We start from the raw sequence: 14,933 nt of genomic DNA, 5'->3' as shown, positions 1-14,933 counted from the left end.
CCCCCGTTCCGGCTCCGGCCGGGCGGGGGCGCTCGTGCGTGCGGCTCAGCCCGTCTTCGCGGTCGCGCTCAGGCGCTGCAGCGCCTGGCGCACGATCGCCGGGTCGCTGGTGGTCCACATCGTCGGCAGGCTGGCCTTGAGGAAGCCGCCGTACCGGGCGGTGGCCAGGCGCGGGTCGAGCACCGCCACGACCCCGCGGTCGGTGGTGGTGCGGATCAGGCGGCCGGCGCCCTGCGCCATCAGCAGGGCCGCGTGAGTGGCGGCGACCTGCATGAAGCCGTTGCCGCCGGCCTTGTCGGCGGCCTTCTGGCGCGCCGACATCAGCGGGTCGTCGGGGCGCGGGAACGGGATCCGGTCGATGAGCACGAGCTGGCAGGTGTCGCCGGGGACGTCGAGCCCCTGCCACAGCGAGAGCGTGCCGAACAGGCAGGTGTGCGGGTCCTCCACGAACTGCCGGGCCAGCTCGGGCAGCTGGGCGTCGCCCTGCGCGAGCGTGGTCAGGTGCGGCAGCCGCTCGCGGATCGCCTCAGCGGCAGCCTCGGCCGCCCGGCGGGAGGAGAACAGCCCCAGGGTCCGGCCGTCGGCGGCGTCGATGAGCTCGGCGATCTCGTCGAGCTGGGCCGCACCGAGACCGTCGCGACCCGGCGGCGGCAGGTGCCGGGCGACGTAGAGGATGCCCTGCTGGCCGTAGTCGAACGGCGATCCGACGTCGATGCCCCGCCAGTGCAGGCCCTCCCCGCTCGGGGTGCCGCCGTCGAGGACCCGCTCGGACGGCTTCAGACCCACGCTCGTGGCGACCGAGCTGAAGTCGCCGCCGAGCATCAGGGTCGCGGAGGTGAACACGACTGTCTTCTCGGTGAGCAGCTTGTCGCGCATCTGCCCCCACACCTGCAGCGGCGCCACACACAGCCGCGGCGGCATCCGCTCGGTGCCCTCGTTGAGCCACAGCACGTCGTGCTCGGAGGCGGCCGCCATCCGCTCGGCGGTCGTGAAGACCTCCTGCACGGAGCCGCGGGCCTGGGTGCGGCCGGGGTCGGGGTCGCCGTCCTTGTCGCCCTTGGGGTACGCCGAGATGCAGGCGCGCGCGGCGTCGCGGACCAGCACCAGCGCGTCGTGGAGATCGGCCGGGATGGTCTCGAACCGACCCGGGCGCCCCTCGGCGACCGCGGCGCGCAGGGCGTCCGCGGCGTCGGCGAGGTCGTCGGCCTCGCTGCCGTCGACGTGGCGCTGGGAGCGCCGCGCGGCCCGCTCGACCTCCGCTGCCCACAGCTCGTCGGTGGCGGCCTGGGTGACCCGGGCGGTCAGCTCGTGGGCCTCGTCGATGACCACGACGTCGTAGTCGGGGATCATCGGCACGCCCTCGATGGCGTCGATGGCCAGCAGCGAGTGGTTGGTGACGACCAGGTGCGAGCGGTGCGCCTTCTCCTTGGCCAGCTCGGCGAAGCACTCCTGGCCGAAGGGGCACTTGGCCGCGCCGAGGCACTCGCGGTGGTTGACGCTGACCTGGCGCCACTCCCGGTCGGTGTGGCGCGGCGCGTTGTCGCGCTCGCCGCTGCCGGCGTCCTCGGCCTCCTTCTCCGCCCAGGCGCGCAGCTCGAGGATCTTCGCGCCCATCGAGCCCTCGGGCATCTGCACCAGCGCGCCCTGGTCGTCGGGGACGCCCTCGCGGACGCGGTGCAGGCAGGCGTAGTTGGAGCGGCCCTTGAGCACGGCGTACGACGTGTCGACGCCGCGGTGCCCGGCTAGCGCCTCGGTGAGCCGGGGCAGGTCGCGCTCGACCAGCTGGTGCTGCAGGGCGAGCGTGGCCGTCGCGACGACGACCCGCTCCCCGTGCAGCAGGCTCGGGACGAGGTAGCCCAGGGACTTGCCGGTGCCGGTGCCGGCCTGGACCAGCAGGTGCCGCTCGTCGGCCATCGCCGCCGCGACCTCCTGGGCCATCTGGACCTGGCCGGCCCGCTCCTGGCCGCCCAGCGCGGAGACCGCGGTGGCGAGCAGCTCGGTCACACGGGGGGTCTCAGGCACCGCAGAACCCTAACCGTGACCACCCCCCGCCGGCCGCCCGGACTCACAGGGGAGTGATCACCAGCGCACGTGGTCGAGGTAGAGGTGCCCGACGGCGGCGCTGGTGAGCGGCGTGACGTCGGGGGTGTCGTTCTCGACGATGTACTCCTCGACCCGGTGCGCCCCGAAGATCCGCGGGAAGTCGATGACCCCGGTCCCGAGGTCGGCCATGTCGCCGGTCGCGGCGTCGCGGTCCTTGACGTGGAACTGGAGCACCCGCTGCGGGGCCTGCCGGACCACGTCGATCGCGAACCGGTCCGGGTCCGCCGCCCCCACCCCGACGCCGCCGGTGTAGGCCCAGTACAGGTCGACCTCGAGGTGGACCAGGCGCGGGTCGAGCCGCTCGGTGAGCACCTCCCACGGCGTCACGCCGCCGCCCAGGTCGGTCGTGAACTCGTGGGCGTGGTTGTGGTAGCCGTAGCGCAGGCCGTACCGCCTGGCCAGCTGCGCCTCCGCGTTCATCTGGTCGGCCCAGCGCTGCCAGTCGGCCAGGCTGCTCGACGCGAGGTAGGGCACGACGACGTAGCGCTGCCCGAGCGTCACGGCGTTCTCCAGCTTGGTCCGCAGCGCGGTGCGGTCCGCGCTGATGCCGTCGTGGCTCGACGTCGCCCGGATCCCGAGCCCGTCGAGGAAGTCCCGCAGCGCGGCGGCCGTGCGGCCGTAGTAGCCGGCCAGCTCCACCCGCTCGTAGCCGTACTGGGCGAGCCGCTCCAGCACCACGTCGAAGCCCGGGTCCCCGCCGAGGGCGGCGCGCAGCGTGTAGAGCTGGATGCTGACCCGGTCGTGGGGTACGCCGCGGCGCCGCCCGTGCTGGCCGTGCCGGTCCGGTCCGGGGTGCCGGTCGCCGGCGGCGGCCGGCTGCACCAGCCCCGACCCGACCGCTGCCACGCCCGCCGCTCCCAGCGCCGCCCCGCGGAACAGCGTCCGCCGGCTCGCGCCCTTCTCCTCCAGTGACCGGCGCAGCGCGCCCTCGCCGTCGTGACCGAAGCACATGATCCTCGTCCTTCCCGCAGTGGTCCCCCGGGCCGGGCGGCCCGGGCGGTGGGTCAGTCGTCGGTGGCGAACGCCGCGTCGAAGGCCGCCGCGGGGGCGTCGAAGGCGAGGCGGCGCACCAGCGCGAGCGCCTCGGGGGCGCCGACCAGCCGGTCCATGCCGGCGTCCTCCCACTCCACGGAGATCGGGCCGGCGTAGCCGATCGTGTTCAGCATCCGGAAGCACTGCTCCCAGGGCACGTCGCCGTGGCCGGTGGAGACGAAGTCCCAGCCCCGGCGCGGATCGGCCCACGGCAGGTGCGAGCCCAGCCGCCCGTTGCGGCCGTTGCCGGTCTGGCGCTTCGCGTCCTTGCAGTCGACGTGGTAGATCCGGTCCCGGAAGTCCCACAGGAAGCCGACCGGGTCCAGGTCCTGCCAGACGAAGTGGCTGGGGTCCCAGTTCAGCCCGAACGCCGGGCGGTGCCCGATCGCCTCCATCGCCGCGTGGGTGGTCCAGTAGTCGTAGGCGATCTCCGAAGGGTGCACCTCGTGGGCGAACCGGACGCCGCACTCGTCGAAGACGTCGAGGATCGGGTGCCACCGGTCGGCGAAGTCGCGGTACCCGGCGGCCACCATCTCCTCGGTCGCCGGCGGGAACATCGCGACGTACTTCCAGATCGAGGAGCCGGTGAACCCCACGACCGTGTCCACCCCGAGCCGCTGCGCGGCCCGCGCCGTCATCCGCATCTCCTCCGCCGCCCGCTGGCGCACCCCCTCGGCGTCGCCGTCGCCCCAGATCCGGGCCGGCAGCATCGCCTGGTGGCGGGCGTCGATCGGGTCGTCGCAGACCGCCTGGCCCTTGAGGTGGTTGGAGATCGCGAAGACCCGCAGGCCGTACTTCTCCAGGACGTCGAGCTTCGCGCGCACGTAGCCGTCGTCCTCGGCGGCGAGCCACGGGTCGAGGTGGTCGCCCCAGCAGGCGATCTCCAGGCCGTCGTACCCCCACTCGGAGGCGAGCCGGGCCACCTCGTCGAAGGGCAGGTCGGCCCACTGGCCGGTGAACAGCGTGATCGGGCGGGGCATCGTGGTTCCTTCCTGCCCGGCGCTAGGCCGGGATCTCCTGCCAGCGCCGGGTGTCGGAGCTGGTCTCCACGGCGGCGAGCACGCGCTGGACCTGGAGGCCGTCGGCGAACGTCGGGTCGGGGTCGACGCCCGCCCCGAGGGCCCGGACCAGGTCGACGACCTGGTGGGTGAAGGCGTGCTCGTAGCCCAGGCCGTGGCCGGGCGGCCACCAGGCCGCCACGTAGGGGTGCGCGGCCTCGGTGACCAGGATCCGCCGGAAGCCGGCGGTCTCGGCGGGCTCCTCGGCGTCGTAGAACGTGAGCACGTTCATGTCCTCGAAGTCGAAGGCAAGGCTGCCGCGGGACCCGTTGAGCTCGACCCGGATGGCGTTCTTCCGGCCGGTGGCGAACCTGGTCGCCTCGAAGACCCCGAGGGCGCCACCGGCGAACCGGGCGACGAACGCGGCCGCGTCGTCCACGGTGACCGGGCCCCGCTCGGCCGCCGCCGTCCCGGACAGCCCCACCCCGCCGGCCGCGAGCAGCGGCCGCTCCTTGACGAAGGTGTCGAGCTGGCCGGAGACCTCGAGGATGCGGTCGCCCGCGATGTGCTGGGCCAGGTCGATCACGTGCGCCCCGATGTCGCCGAGCGCCCCCGAGCCGGCCCGCTCCTTGTCCAGCCGCCAGGTCAGCGGCGCCTCGGGGTCGGCGATCCAGTCCTGGAGGTACTGCGCACGCACGTGCCGCAGCTCCCCGATCCGCCCCGCCGCGACCAGCTGCCGGGCCAGGGCGACTGCCGGCACCCGGCGATAGGTGAACCCCACCATCGTGCGTACGCCGTGCGCGGCCGCGCGCTCGGCGGCCGCCGCCATCTCCTCCGCCTCGGCCACGGTGTTGGCCAACGGCTTCTCGCACAGCACGTGCTTGCCGGCCTCCAGCGCCGCCACCGCGATCTCGGCGTGGGAGTCACCGGGCGTGCAGATGTCCACGAGGTCGATGTCCTCGCGGGTCACGGCGCGGCGCCAGTCGGACTCGCTGGCCGCCCAGCCGAGCCGGGTCGCGGCGTCGGCGGCCCGGCCGGCGTCCCGGCCGCAGACCAGCGCCATCACCGGGTCCAGCGGCAGGTCGAAGAACCGCGGCGCGCTGCGCCACGCCTGGCTGTGGGCGGCGCCCATGAAGGCGTGGCCGATCATCGCCACCGCCAGCGGGGGATGCTGGGAGGTCAACGTCGCCCCTCAGGACTCGAAGGCCGTGTCGATGAACTGGTCCACGTTCTCGGAGGTGACCACCGGCGCGTAGAGCTGGATGGTGCGCGGCACCTCGACCTCGACGAGGTCCCCGAGCGCCTTCTGCTGGACCAGCAGCCGGGCCAGCTTGACCCCGTCGGCGCCCTGGGTGGAGGGGTAGATGACAGTGGCCTGCAGGACGCTGTCGCCGTCCTGGATCGCCCGCATCGCGTTCGCCGACCCGGCGCCGCCGACCATGAAGAGCTCGTCGCGCCCGGCGTTCTCGATCGCGGCGAGCACGCCGACGCCCTGGTCGTCGTCGTGGTTCCACAGCGCGTCGATGCGCGGCGCCGCCTGGAGCAGGTTGGCCGCGGCCTCCTCGCCGCCCTCGACGGTGAAGTCCGCCGCGACCCGGTTGCTCACCTTCAGCCCGCACTCGGACAGCGAGTCCTCGAAGCCCTGGCTGCGGTCCTGGGTGAGCGGCAGCGAGTCGATGCCGGCGATCTCGGCCACCACCGCGTCCGGGTCGTCGCCGAGCTGCTCGCAGATGTAGGTGCCGGCCGAGACACCCATGCCGTAGTTGTCGCCGAGCACTGTCACCCGGGCAGCGTTCGGGTCGTCGAACTCGCGGTCGACGTTGACCACCGGGATCCCGGCCTCCATGGCCCGCAGCGCGACCGGGGTCATCGCCGCACCGTCGAAGGGCAGCAGCACGATCGCGTCGACACCCTCGTTGATGAAGGTCTCCACCTGGCTGATCTGGAGGTTGACGTCGTTGGTGCCCTCCGCGACCCGCAGGTCGACGTCCCCGTACTGGTCCGCGACGTTGCGGGTGGACTCGGTGATCGAGCCCATCCAGCCGTGGTCGGCCGCGGGGGCGGAGAAGCCGATGACCACCGTGTCGCCCTCCTCGTCGTTGGACCCCTGCTCGGCCTCGGACGTGCCGCCGCCGAGGTCCTCGTCGTCACCCGAGTCGTTGCTGGTGCAGGCCGCGAGGGCCAGGACGGTGGTGCCGGCGGCCAGGCCGGCGGCGATCTTCGTGGTGGTTCGACTCAGGGACATCTGGGTGCTCCTCGGACTCGGGTCGGGCATCAGGTGTTGCTGCGCGACGCCAGCCGCTGCTGGAGCAGGACGGCGGCGACGATGATGGCTCCCTTGAGGAGCGACTGCTCCGAGATGGAGCGGTTGTTGAGCGTGAAGACGTTGGTCAGCGTGGTGAAGATCAGCACGCCGAAGACCGTGCCGACGATCGTGCCGCGGCCACCGGAGAGCAGGGTCCCGCCGATGACGACGGCGGCGATCGCGTCGAGCTCGTAGAGCTGGCCGTGCGTGGCGCTGCCGGTGGTCGTGCGGGAGATGATCATCAGCGCCGCGATCCCGCAGCACACGCCGACCAGGACGTAGAGGTAGACGGTGTGGCGGCGCACATTGATGCCAGCCAGCCGGGCGGCCTCGGGGTTGCCGCCCACGGCGAGCGTCCGGCGCCCGAACGTGGTCCGGTTCAGCAGCACCCAGCCCAGGGCCGCGACCACCACGAACAGGATGACGATGAACGGGATCCCGAGGATCTCGCTGGTGAAGACGTCGGTGAAGGCGGGGACGTCGACGATCTGGGTGCGTCGCTCGGAGATGATCTCGGCCAGGCCGCGGGCGCTGGCCAGCATCGCCAGCGTGGCGATGAACGGCACCACCCCGCCGTACGCGATCAGCAGCCCGTTGACCAGCCCGCAGCCGGCCCCGACCGCGAGCGCGGCGCCGACCATGACCACCCAGTGCGTGTCCTGGGCCATCTGCTGGGTCGCCAGGGTCGTGGACCACACCGACGCGAGCGCGAGGATCGCGCCGACCGAGAGGTCGATGCCCCCGCCGGTGATCACGAAGGTCATCCCGATGCTGACGACCCCGATCGTCGCGGCGAGCCGCAGGATCGTCAGCGCGTTGTCGGTCGAGGCGAAGCGGTCACCCGCCGTCGCGACGCCGACCGCGCACAGCAGCACCAGCGCGACGACGAGACCGAGGTTGCGGCCCAGGCCCGAGCGCAGCAGCGCCGCGGCACCACCGGCCCGGCCCTGCTCCACCGCGTCGCGCTCGGCGCGGGTCGTCGACTCGCGGTCGGCGGCGCCGCGCGGGTCGGAGACATCGAGCGGGCTCTCGCTCATGCGGCCTCTCCTTCCATGACCAGGTCCAGGACCCGGGACTCGTCGAGCTCCTCGGCCGGCGCCTCGTGCACCACGACGCCCTCGCGGACGACCAGCACCCGGTCGGCGAGGCCGAGGACCTCCTCCACCTCGCTGGAGACCACGACCACCGCGACCCCGGAGTCCGCCAGCCCGCGGACCAGCTGGTAGATCTCGGTGCGGGCACCGACGTCGACCCCCCGGGTCGGCTCGTCGAGCAGCAGCACCCGGCACTCGCGCAGCAGCCACCGCGCCAGGACGACCTTCTGCTGGTTGCCGCCGGAGAGGGTGCGCACGGCCTGGTCCACGCCTGCGGGGCGGACGTCGAGCGACTCGGCCATCACCCCGGCCCGGGCCCGCTCGGCCCCGGAGTTGAGGAAGCCGCCGCGCGCGAAGCGGGCCAGGGTGGAGAGCGTGATGTTGCGGTAGACCGCCTGGTCCAGCAGCAGGCCCTGGCTCTTGCGCTCCTCGGGCGCGAGCCCCACGCCGGCGCGGACCGCGGCGCCGACCGAGCCCCGGCGCAACGGCCGGCCGTCGACGCGCACGGTCCCCGCCGCGGCCCGGCGGGCGCCGTAGATCGTCTCGATGATCTCCGAGCGCCCGGCGCCGACGAGGCCGGCGAGCCCCACGATCTCGCCGGCGTGCACGGTGAGGCCGACTCCGCCGAAGACACCGGCGAGGGCCAGGCCCTCGACCTGGAGCACCGGCTCGCCGCTGGCGCGCGGGGTCTGCGGCCGCGGCGGGAAGACGTACTCGATCGAACGGCCGGTCATCAGCCGGATCAGCTCGGCGGTCGTCGTCTCCTCGGCCGGGAGGCCGGTCGCGACGGTGATCCCGTCCTTGAGCACGGTGATCCGGTCCCCCACCTCCCGGATCTCCTCGAGCCGGTGGGAGATGTAGACGACCGCGACGCCCTCGGCGGCGAGGCCGCGGATCACCCGGAACAGGTTGCGCACCTCCTGCTGGTCCAGCACCGCGGACGGCTCGTCGAGGACCAGCAGCCGGGTGTCGTGCGAGAGCGCCCGGGCCATGCTGACCACCTGCTGGGCGGCCGGGGAGAGGCTGCCGACCCGCCGGGCCGGCGAGATCTCCCCGTGCCCGAGTCGGCCGAGCAGCTCGGCGGCGACCCGGTGCGCACGCTGGCGCTGGATGAGGCCGCCGCGGGCCAGCTCGTGGCCCAGGAAGATGTTCTCGGTGACCGTGAGGTCCGGCACCAGGTCGAGCTCCTGGTAGATCGTCGAGATGCCGGCCCGGATCGCGTCCAGCGGGCTGCCGAGGTCGACCGGGGCGCCGTCCCAGGAGATCGTCCCCTCGTCGGGCCGGTACGCCGCGGCGAGCACCTTGATCAGCGTCGACTTGCCGGCGCCGTTCTGGCCGAGCAGGCAGTGCACCTCACCGGCCCGGACCTCGAGGTCGACCCCGCCGAGCGCGCGCACGCCGGGGAACTCCTTGACGATTCCGCTCATCCGCAGCAGCGCATCGGGTCCGGTCACGGCCTGCCTCCGCCCGTGGTGTGACGTACGCCACATCGACGTCCGTGCGGCCACAAGTTAGCCCCGGGCGTCGGCAGATCTCAAGGGTTACGGCGAAAGTAGGGGATGTGATGAACAGACTTTGCAAATCTGTTGGACAAAGTCTCGGTGGGACGAAGTCAGTTGGCGCGACCCGCGAGCGGGGCGTACACCGATCCCGAGATCAGCCTGGCCGCGCCGATCACGCCGCCCTCGGCGCCGAGCTCGCTGAGCACGATGGGCAGGCTGCCGGTCGCCAGCGGCAGCGAGCGGCCGTAGGTCACGCCCCGGATCTCGGCGAGCAGCGCGTGCCCCAGGCCGGTCACCCCGCCGCCGATCACGATCATCCCCGGGTTGAAGAACGAGACCAGCGTGGCCAGCACCTCGCCGACCCGCCGTCCGCTCTCCCGGATCAGCTGCACGGCCTCGGTGTCGCCGCGCTGCAAGGCCAGGCCGACGTCGGCCGCGGTGAGTACGCCGTTCTCCGCCAGCCGCTCGGCGAGGAACGTCGACCGGCCGGCGCGGGCGGCCGCGGTGGCGTCCCGGGCCACGGCCGCGCCACCGGAGAATGCCTCCAGGCAGCCGGTGTTGCCGCAGGCGCAGGTGGGACCGAAGTCGTCGACGCGGATGTGCCCGATGTCGCCGGCGCAGCCGTCGACGCCGCGGTAGAGCTGGCCGTCGATGACGATCCCGCAGCCGATGCCGGTGCCGATCTTGACGAACAGGAAGTCCCGCACGCTGCGGGCCACCCCCGCGTGCTGCTCGCCGATCGCCAGCACGTTGACGTCGTTGTCGAGCAGCGCCGGGCAGCCGAGCTCGCGGGAGACCGCGTCGCGCACCGGGTAGCCGTCCCAGCCCGGCATGATCGGCGGCGTCACCGAGATCCCGCGGTCGAAGTCGACCGGGCCGGGAACCCCGATGCCGGCGCCCATCGGCCGCTCCACCCCGACCTCCGCGAGGACGCTGCGGACGCCCTCCAGCGCGGCACCCAGGACCACCTCGGGTCCCTGGCGGATGTCACAGCTCAGGTGCCGGGTCGCGAGCACCGTGAGCCGGCCGTCGGTCACCCCGACCGACATCCCGGTGGCTCCGATCGAGATGCCGACGAACCGGATCCCCTCGGCCAGGTCGACCATCGTGGAGCGGCGGCCGCCGCGCGAGGCCGCGGGCCCCGCCTCCTGGGCCAGGCCCAGCTCGACCAGCCGGCCCACCTCGGCGGCCACCGTGGTCCGCGAGACCTGCAGCCGGTCCGCGAGCTGGGCCTTCGACAGCGGGCCGTCGTCTCGCAGCCGAGCCAGCAGCCGGGCCTGCATCGGGCTCTCGGCCCGGCCCGCCAAGGAGTGCCGCACGGGGGCGATCCTCGCACGCCTCAGCGCTGAAGGGCACCGATCCGCTGCGCGACCGCGTTCCCGAACTCGCGGTGGCCCGCCTCGGTGAGGTGCAGCCCGTCGTCGAGGTAGGCCAGCTCGAGGTCGTCGGCGGCGACGTACGGCACGCCGTGGCTGGCGCACAGGGCGCTGAGCTGGGCCTGCACCGCCGGCACCCGGCCGGTTCGCCGGGGCGCGCTGGGCGGACCGACCACGACCAGCTGACGCTCGCCGACCACCCGGACCAGGCGCTCGAACCCGGCCCGGACCGCCGCCGGCGGCTGGTCGGTGTCGTTGAGCCCGCCCTGGACGACGACCAGGTCGTCGTCGGTCCCGAGCGCCTGCGCGGTCCTGGTCGCGAACGAGACGTCGCCGCAGCCGCTGGCCCCGCGGCTGAAGCCGGACCCGGAGAAGCCGGCCACCCGCACCCGGCCCTCCAGCCGGGACGGCCAGGAGGCGTGGGGGTTCTCCAGCAGCAGCCCCGCGGCGTAGGAGTCGCCCACGACCAGGACGTCGGCCCCGGTGCCGTCGACGAGCCCGGCGCGGGTCGCCGACGCCGCGGTGAAGCGCTCGCACCGGTCCGGCCGGCCGCCGATCGCGTGCTCGGCGACGACGTACGTCGTGACGAGCACCGCCAGCAGGGCCAGCAGCACTGCCGGCACGCGCCGGCGCCGGTCGGGCAGGACCCCGCGGACGTTCACCCTGCCAGTGTCCGACCGCCCACCGTGCCGCGCGAGCCGTTTGTCGGATCCGGGCCCGGTCGTGACCGAATCGTCACGCGGGGGCCGGCACGGCGTACGACTCCAGCTCCCCCGCGAGGTCCTCGTTGGCGCGCCCGCGCACCAGCGAGCCCTCGGGGGTGTGCTCGACCGAGTCGAGCTCGCCCTGCTGGTGGATCCGGTTGACCAGGTCGCCGCGTTCGTAGGGCAGCAGCGCGCAGAACTCCACTGTCGGCCGGGGCAGCTCGCCCTCGATCACGGCCAGCGCCTCGGCGATGCCCTCGCCGGTCTTGGCGGAGACGACCACGCAGTGCGGCTCGCGCTGCTGGAGCCGGGCCAGGACCAGCGGGTCCGCGGCGTCGGCCTTGTTGATCACGATCAGCTCGGGCACCTCGGTGGCCCCGATGTCGGCGAAGACCTCGCGCACCGCGGAGATCTGCCCCTCGGGGTCGGGGTGGGAGCCGTCCACGACGTGCAGGACCAGGTCGGCGTCGGCGACCTCCTCCAGCGTGGAGCGGAACGCCTCGACCAGCTGGTGGGGCAGGTGCCGGACGAACCCGACGGTGTCGCTCATCGTGTAGACGCGGCCGTCGGAGGTCGTGGTGCGCCGGGTGGTGGGGTCCAGCGTCGCGAACAGCGCGTCCTCGACGAGCACCCCCGCGTCGGTGAGCCGGTTGAGCAGCGAGGACTTGCCGGCGTTGGTGTAGCCGGCGATCGCGACGCTCGGCACCTGGTTGCGGCGCCGCTCGGCGCGCTTGGTGTCGCGGGTGCCCTTCATCTCGCGCAGCTCGCGACGCAGCTTGGCGATCTTGGTGTTGATCCGGCGCCGGTCGGTCTCGATCTTGGTCTCACCGGGGCCACGGCCACCGATGCCCTCACCGCCGGAGACCCGGCCACCGGCCTGGCGGGAGAGGTTGCCACCCCAACCGCGCAGCCGCTGCTTCATGTAGCTGAGCTGGGCCAGCTCCACCTGGGCCTGGCCCTCGCGGGACTTCGCGTGCTGGGCGAAGATGTCGAGGATCAGCGCGGTCCGGTCGACGACCTTGACCTTGAGCCGGTCCTCGAGGTTGCGCAGCTGCGAGGGGGCGAGCTCGCCGTCGCAGATGACGGTGTCGGCCCCGGTGACCTGGACGATCTCCTGGAGCCCCTCGACCTTGCCTCGTCCGATGTAGGTGGCCGGGTCGGGCGTCTGGCGGCGCTGGTAGATCGCCTCCAGCACCTCCGAGCCGGCGGTCTCGGCGAGCAGCGCGAGCTCGGCCATCGAGTTCTCGGCGTCCTCCACCGAGCCGTCGGTCCACACGCCGACGAGCACGACGCGCTCCAGGCGCAGCTGGCGGTACTCGACCTCGGTGATGTCCTCGAGGTCGGTGCGCAGCGTGGCCACGCGGCGCAGGGCGTGGCGCTCAGCGAGCTCCATCGCACCCTGGGTGGGGTCGGCGGGGTCCTCGGAGTCGGCTGCGTGGCCGGAGTCCGCGTCGGCGTCCCAGCCGGCGGTCTCGTCGAGCTCGGCGTCGAGGCTGAAGTCAGATGCGTGAGAGTTCGTCATACGCCTTCCAGAGTAGGTGTTGGGCTCAACGCGCGCGACCGGTTACCTATGCCCGCCCGGGGCACCTATTTCGCACTGGGTTTCGCCCTGGGTTTCGCCCGGTCTCGCCCCGGTTTCCCCCGGGGCCTGTCGGGTTCGTCCAAGCGCACGTCGGAGGTATCCGCCACCATGGGGGCATGAACCCCCATGTCGAGAAGTTCGAGGACGCCGCCCACCGTTTCACCACCGTCGTGCAGGAGAGCACGGACTGGGCCGCCCCCACGCCCTGCGCCGGCTGGAGCGCCGGGGACCTGATCGACCACGTCGTCGACACCGAGCGCGACTTCCTCGCCGGCCACGGCGTGCACCTCGGGGAGCGACCGACCGGCGCCCCGGACGACGTGTGGGCCAGCCACCTCGCCGCGCTGGTGCCGGTGCTCGGCGACGACGACTTCTGGGAGCGCGAGGTCGACAGCCACTTCGGGCCCACCACCCCGGGCCAGCTGCTCGAGCGGTTCTACGCCTTCGACCTGGTCGTGCACGGCTGGGACCTGGGCGTCTCCCAGGGCCGGCCGACCACCTTCAGCGAGGTCGATATGGACACCATGGAGAAGTCCTTCGCCGCCTTCGGCGAGGCGATGTACGCCGAGGGCGTCTTCCGGCCCGCCGTCGAGCCGCCGGCCGGCGCCGACCGCCAGACCCGGCTGCTCGCCAGGATGGGCCGACTGGCCTGACCTCAGCCCCGGCGTGAGCCGAGCGCCTCCCGGAAGACCGTCGCCATGTCGGCCGGATCCTCGGCGATGTACGCCTCGCCGCCGGTGGAGCGCGCGATCCGGCGCAGCGCCGCGGCGTCGGCGTCGGCGGAGATGCCGATCGCGATGATCCGCACCGGACGTCGGGGGTCGGCGAGCTCGTGCAGCTCGGCGAGCAGCTCGGCGAGGCTGATGCTGCCCGGGTCGTCGTTCGCGCCGTCGCTGAAGAGCAGCACGCTGTTGGCGGCCGCGGGGTCGTAGTCCGCCTGCACCGCCCGGTACGCCGCGAGCGTCGTGTCGTAGAGCCCCGTCCCGCCGCCGGTCAGCGCGGCCAGCTCGGCGAGACCGGCGCCCAGGGCGTCGCGCTGCGTGCCGCCGGGCACCTGGGCGCCCAGGCGACGGATCGGCAGCAGCTCGCGGTGGTCGGTCTCGCCGTCGAGCCGCTCGGAGAAGGCCCACAGCCCGATCGCGGCGGCATCGGGGAAGAGCCCGAGGCCCTGCCGGGTCGCGGCGGTGGTCAGCTCCATGCGGGTCCGGCCGCCGGCGTCGAAGTCCATGGATCCCGAGACGTCGACGACGGCGAGCGTCCGGCTCGGGAGCACCAGCCGCGCCCACGTCTCCAGCACCGCGGAGACCTGCTTCGCCGATGCGGGCAGGACGGCGACCTTCCCCACGCCGTCGCCCCTCGGGGCCCCCTGCGGGTCGCGGAAGCCGGACTGCGCCAGCGCGTCGCGGGCCTCCCCCGCGCCGAGTAGGCGCACCAGGGTGCGGGTGGTCGCGTCGATGTCGGCTCGTCGCTCCTCGCCGGTGGTGAGCAGCACCGGGTAGTCGAGCAGCATGGTGCCGGCGGCCGGAACCCGCGCACGGAACCCCTGCGCGCTCGCCAGCAGCTCCTGCTCGCTGGCGACGGTGAGCCGCGCGTCGTTCCCGCCGAGGGTGCCCAGTCCCGCCTCGTCGGGCCGGTCGTTCCGGTCACCGGCCCGGGCCTGGGCCAGCGGGACGATCGTTGCCGCCGGGTCGGTGCCTGCGCCCTCCGCCTCCGCCACGGCGGCGACCAGCGCGACCGCCGCCGGGGCCGAGGTCAGCGGGTCCCCGAGCACCAGACCGTCGTCGGCCAGCGCCGCGCTCCACGAGGCCGGCACCCTGCCCGCCGCGGCCACCAGCACGACGGGGGAGGTGGCGAGGGACTGGACCAGGGGCTGCGGGGTGGCCGGGGCCGAGACCGCCGCGCGGCGTGCCCACGCCGAGGAGTCGGGGACCCACACGTCCGGCGCGTCCTTGCCGGCGGCCACCCGGGCGCTGACCAGCGCCGGTGCCTCCGCCTGGACGCTGATCTGGTCACACCCGGCGTCGGCCACCACCTCGGAGAGGACCGGAGCGATCTCGGGGGCGGCGGCGACGACGATGCTCGGGCCACCACAGCCCGCCGACGCGTCCGCGGGCCCGTCACCCTGGCTGAGTGCATAGGTCCCGGCAGCGCCGACCAGCATCGCGCCGATCGCGAGCAGGGCCACCGGAGCCCACCCGATCCCCCGGCGCGCACGGGCCGCCCGATGGCGCGCCGAG

12 protein-coding genes are annotated in these 14,933 nt (G+C 73.8%); 1 reads left to right on the top strand and 11 read right to left on the bottom strand.

The window, feature by feature from the left end; genetic code table 11:
• Positions 1-45 precede the first annotated feature (45 nt).
• The 10 genes from EBO35_RS02980 to hflX form a co-directional block, all read right to left on the bottom strand.
• On the bottom strand, positions 46-2,022 hold the full coding sequence (locus tag EBO35_RS02980) for an ATP-dependent DNA helicase (RefSeq protein ID WP_122816407.1): 1,977 nt from the start codon (positions 2,020-2,022) through the stop codon (positions 46-48).
• Positions 2,023-2,079: 57 nt separating this feature from the next.
• Positions 2,080-3,054, bottom strand: coding sequence for a sugar phosphate isomerase/epimerase family protein (locus EBO35_RS02975; RefSeq protein ID WP_122816406.1), 975 nt, complete (start codon positions 3,052-3,054; stop codon positions 2,080-2,082).
• A 53-nt stretch (positions 3,055-3,107) separates the two neighbouring features.
• Positions 3,108-4,115 carry a sugar phosphate isomerase/epimerase family protein gene (locus EBO35_RS02970; RefSeq protein ID WP_122816405.1) on the bottom strand — a complete coding sequence of 336 codons (1,008 nt, stop codon included), beginning with the start codon at positions 4,113-4,115 and terminating at the stop codon, positions 3,108-3,110.
• Positions 4,116-4,137: 22 nt separating this feature from the next.
• Positions 4,138-5,316 carry a Gfo/Idh/MocA family protein gene (locus tag EBO35_RS02965; RefSeq protein WP_241153835.1) on the bottom strand — a complete coding sequence of 393 codons (1,179 nt, stop codon included), beginning with the start codon at positions 5,314-5,316 and terminating at the stop codon, positions 4,138-4,140.
• Between the two features lie 9 nt (positions 5,317-5,325).
• Entirely contained in the window at positions 5,326-6,378 is a 1,053-nt protein-coding gene (locus tag EBO35_RS02960) for a substrate-binding domain-containing protein (RefSeq protein ID WP_122816404.1), read from the bottom strand.
• 29 nt (positions 6,379-6,407) lie between these two features.
• Positions 6,408-7,475: an ABC transporter permease gene (locus EBO35_RS02955; RefSeq protein WP_122816403.1), complete on the bottom strand. Its 1,068-nt coding sequence runs from the start codon at positions 7,473-7,475 to the stop codon at positions 6,408-6,410.
• Entirely contained in the window at positions 7,472-8,986 is a 1,515-nt protein-coding gene (locus tag EBO35_RS02950) for a sugar ABC transporter ATP-binding protein (protein ID WP_241153834.1), read from the bottom strand. Before EBO35_RS02950 ends, EBO35_RS02955 begins: the two co-directional genes overlap by 4 nt.
• Positions 8,987-9,144: 158 nt before the next feature.
• Complete coding sequence (locus EBO35_RS02945) at positions 9,145-10,353, bottom strand: ROK family transcriptional regulator (RefSeq protein ID WP_122816402.1); 1,209 nt, start codon at positions 10,351-10,353, stop codon at positions 9,145-9,147.
• Between the two features lie 20 nt (positions 10,354-10,373).
• The gene (locus EBO35_RS02940; protein ID WP_122816401.1) at positions 10,374-11,072 is read right to left on the bottom strand and encodes an SGNH/GDSL hydrolase family protein; all 699 of its coding nucleotides are present in this window, start codon (positions 11,070-11,072) and stop codon (positions 10,374-10,376) included.
• Between the two features lie 73 nt (positions 11,073-11,145).
• Positions 11,146-12,636, bottom strand: coding sequence for a GTPase HflX (gene hflX / locus EBO35_RS02935; RefSeq protein WP_122816400.1), 1,491 nt, complete (start codon positions 12,634-12,636; stop codon positions 11,146-11,148).
• Positions 12,637-12,812: 176 nt separating this feature from the next.
• On the opposite strand from hflX, the gene EBO35_RS02930 reads away from it, so the two are divergent.
• The gene (locus tag EBO35_RS02930) at positions 12,813-13,349 is read left to right on the top strand and encodes a TIGR03086 family metal-binding protein (protein WP_164477775.1); all 537 of its coding nucleotides are present in this window, start codon (positions 12,813-12,815) and stop codon (positions 13,347-13,349) included.
• A gap of 2 nt (positions 13,350-13,351) precedes the next feature.
• Here the strand turns inward: EBO35_RS02930 and EBO35_RS02925 are convergent, their stop codons facing one another.
• A complete protein-coding gene (locus tag EBO35_RS02925; RefSeq protein ID WP_122816399.1) occupies positions 13,352-14,881 on the bottom strand; it encodes a substrate-binding domain-containing protein in 1,530 nt (509 codons plus the stop codon).
• Between the last annotated feature and the right edge of the window lie 52 nt (positions 14,882-14,933).

Source organism: Nocardioides pantholopis, from assembly GCF_003710085.1.
In the GTDB taxonomy this organism is placed as follows: Bacteria; Actinomycetota; Actinomycetes; order Propionibacteriales; family Nocardioidaceae; genus Nocardioides; species Nocardioides pantholopis.
This window is presented reverse-complemented; position numbering and strand designations above follow the sequence as displayed.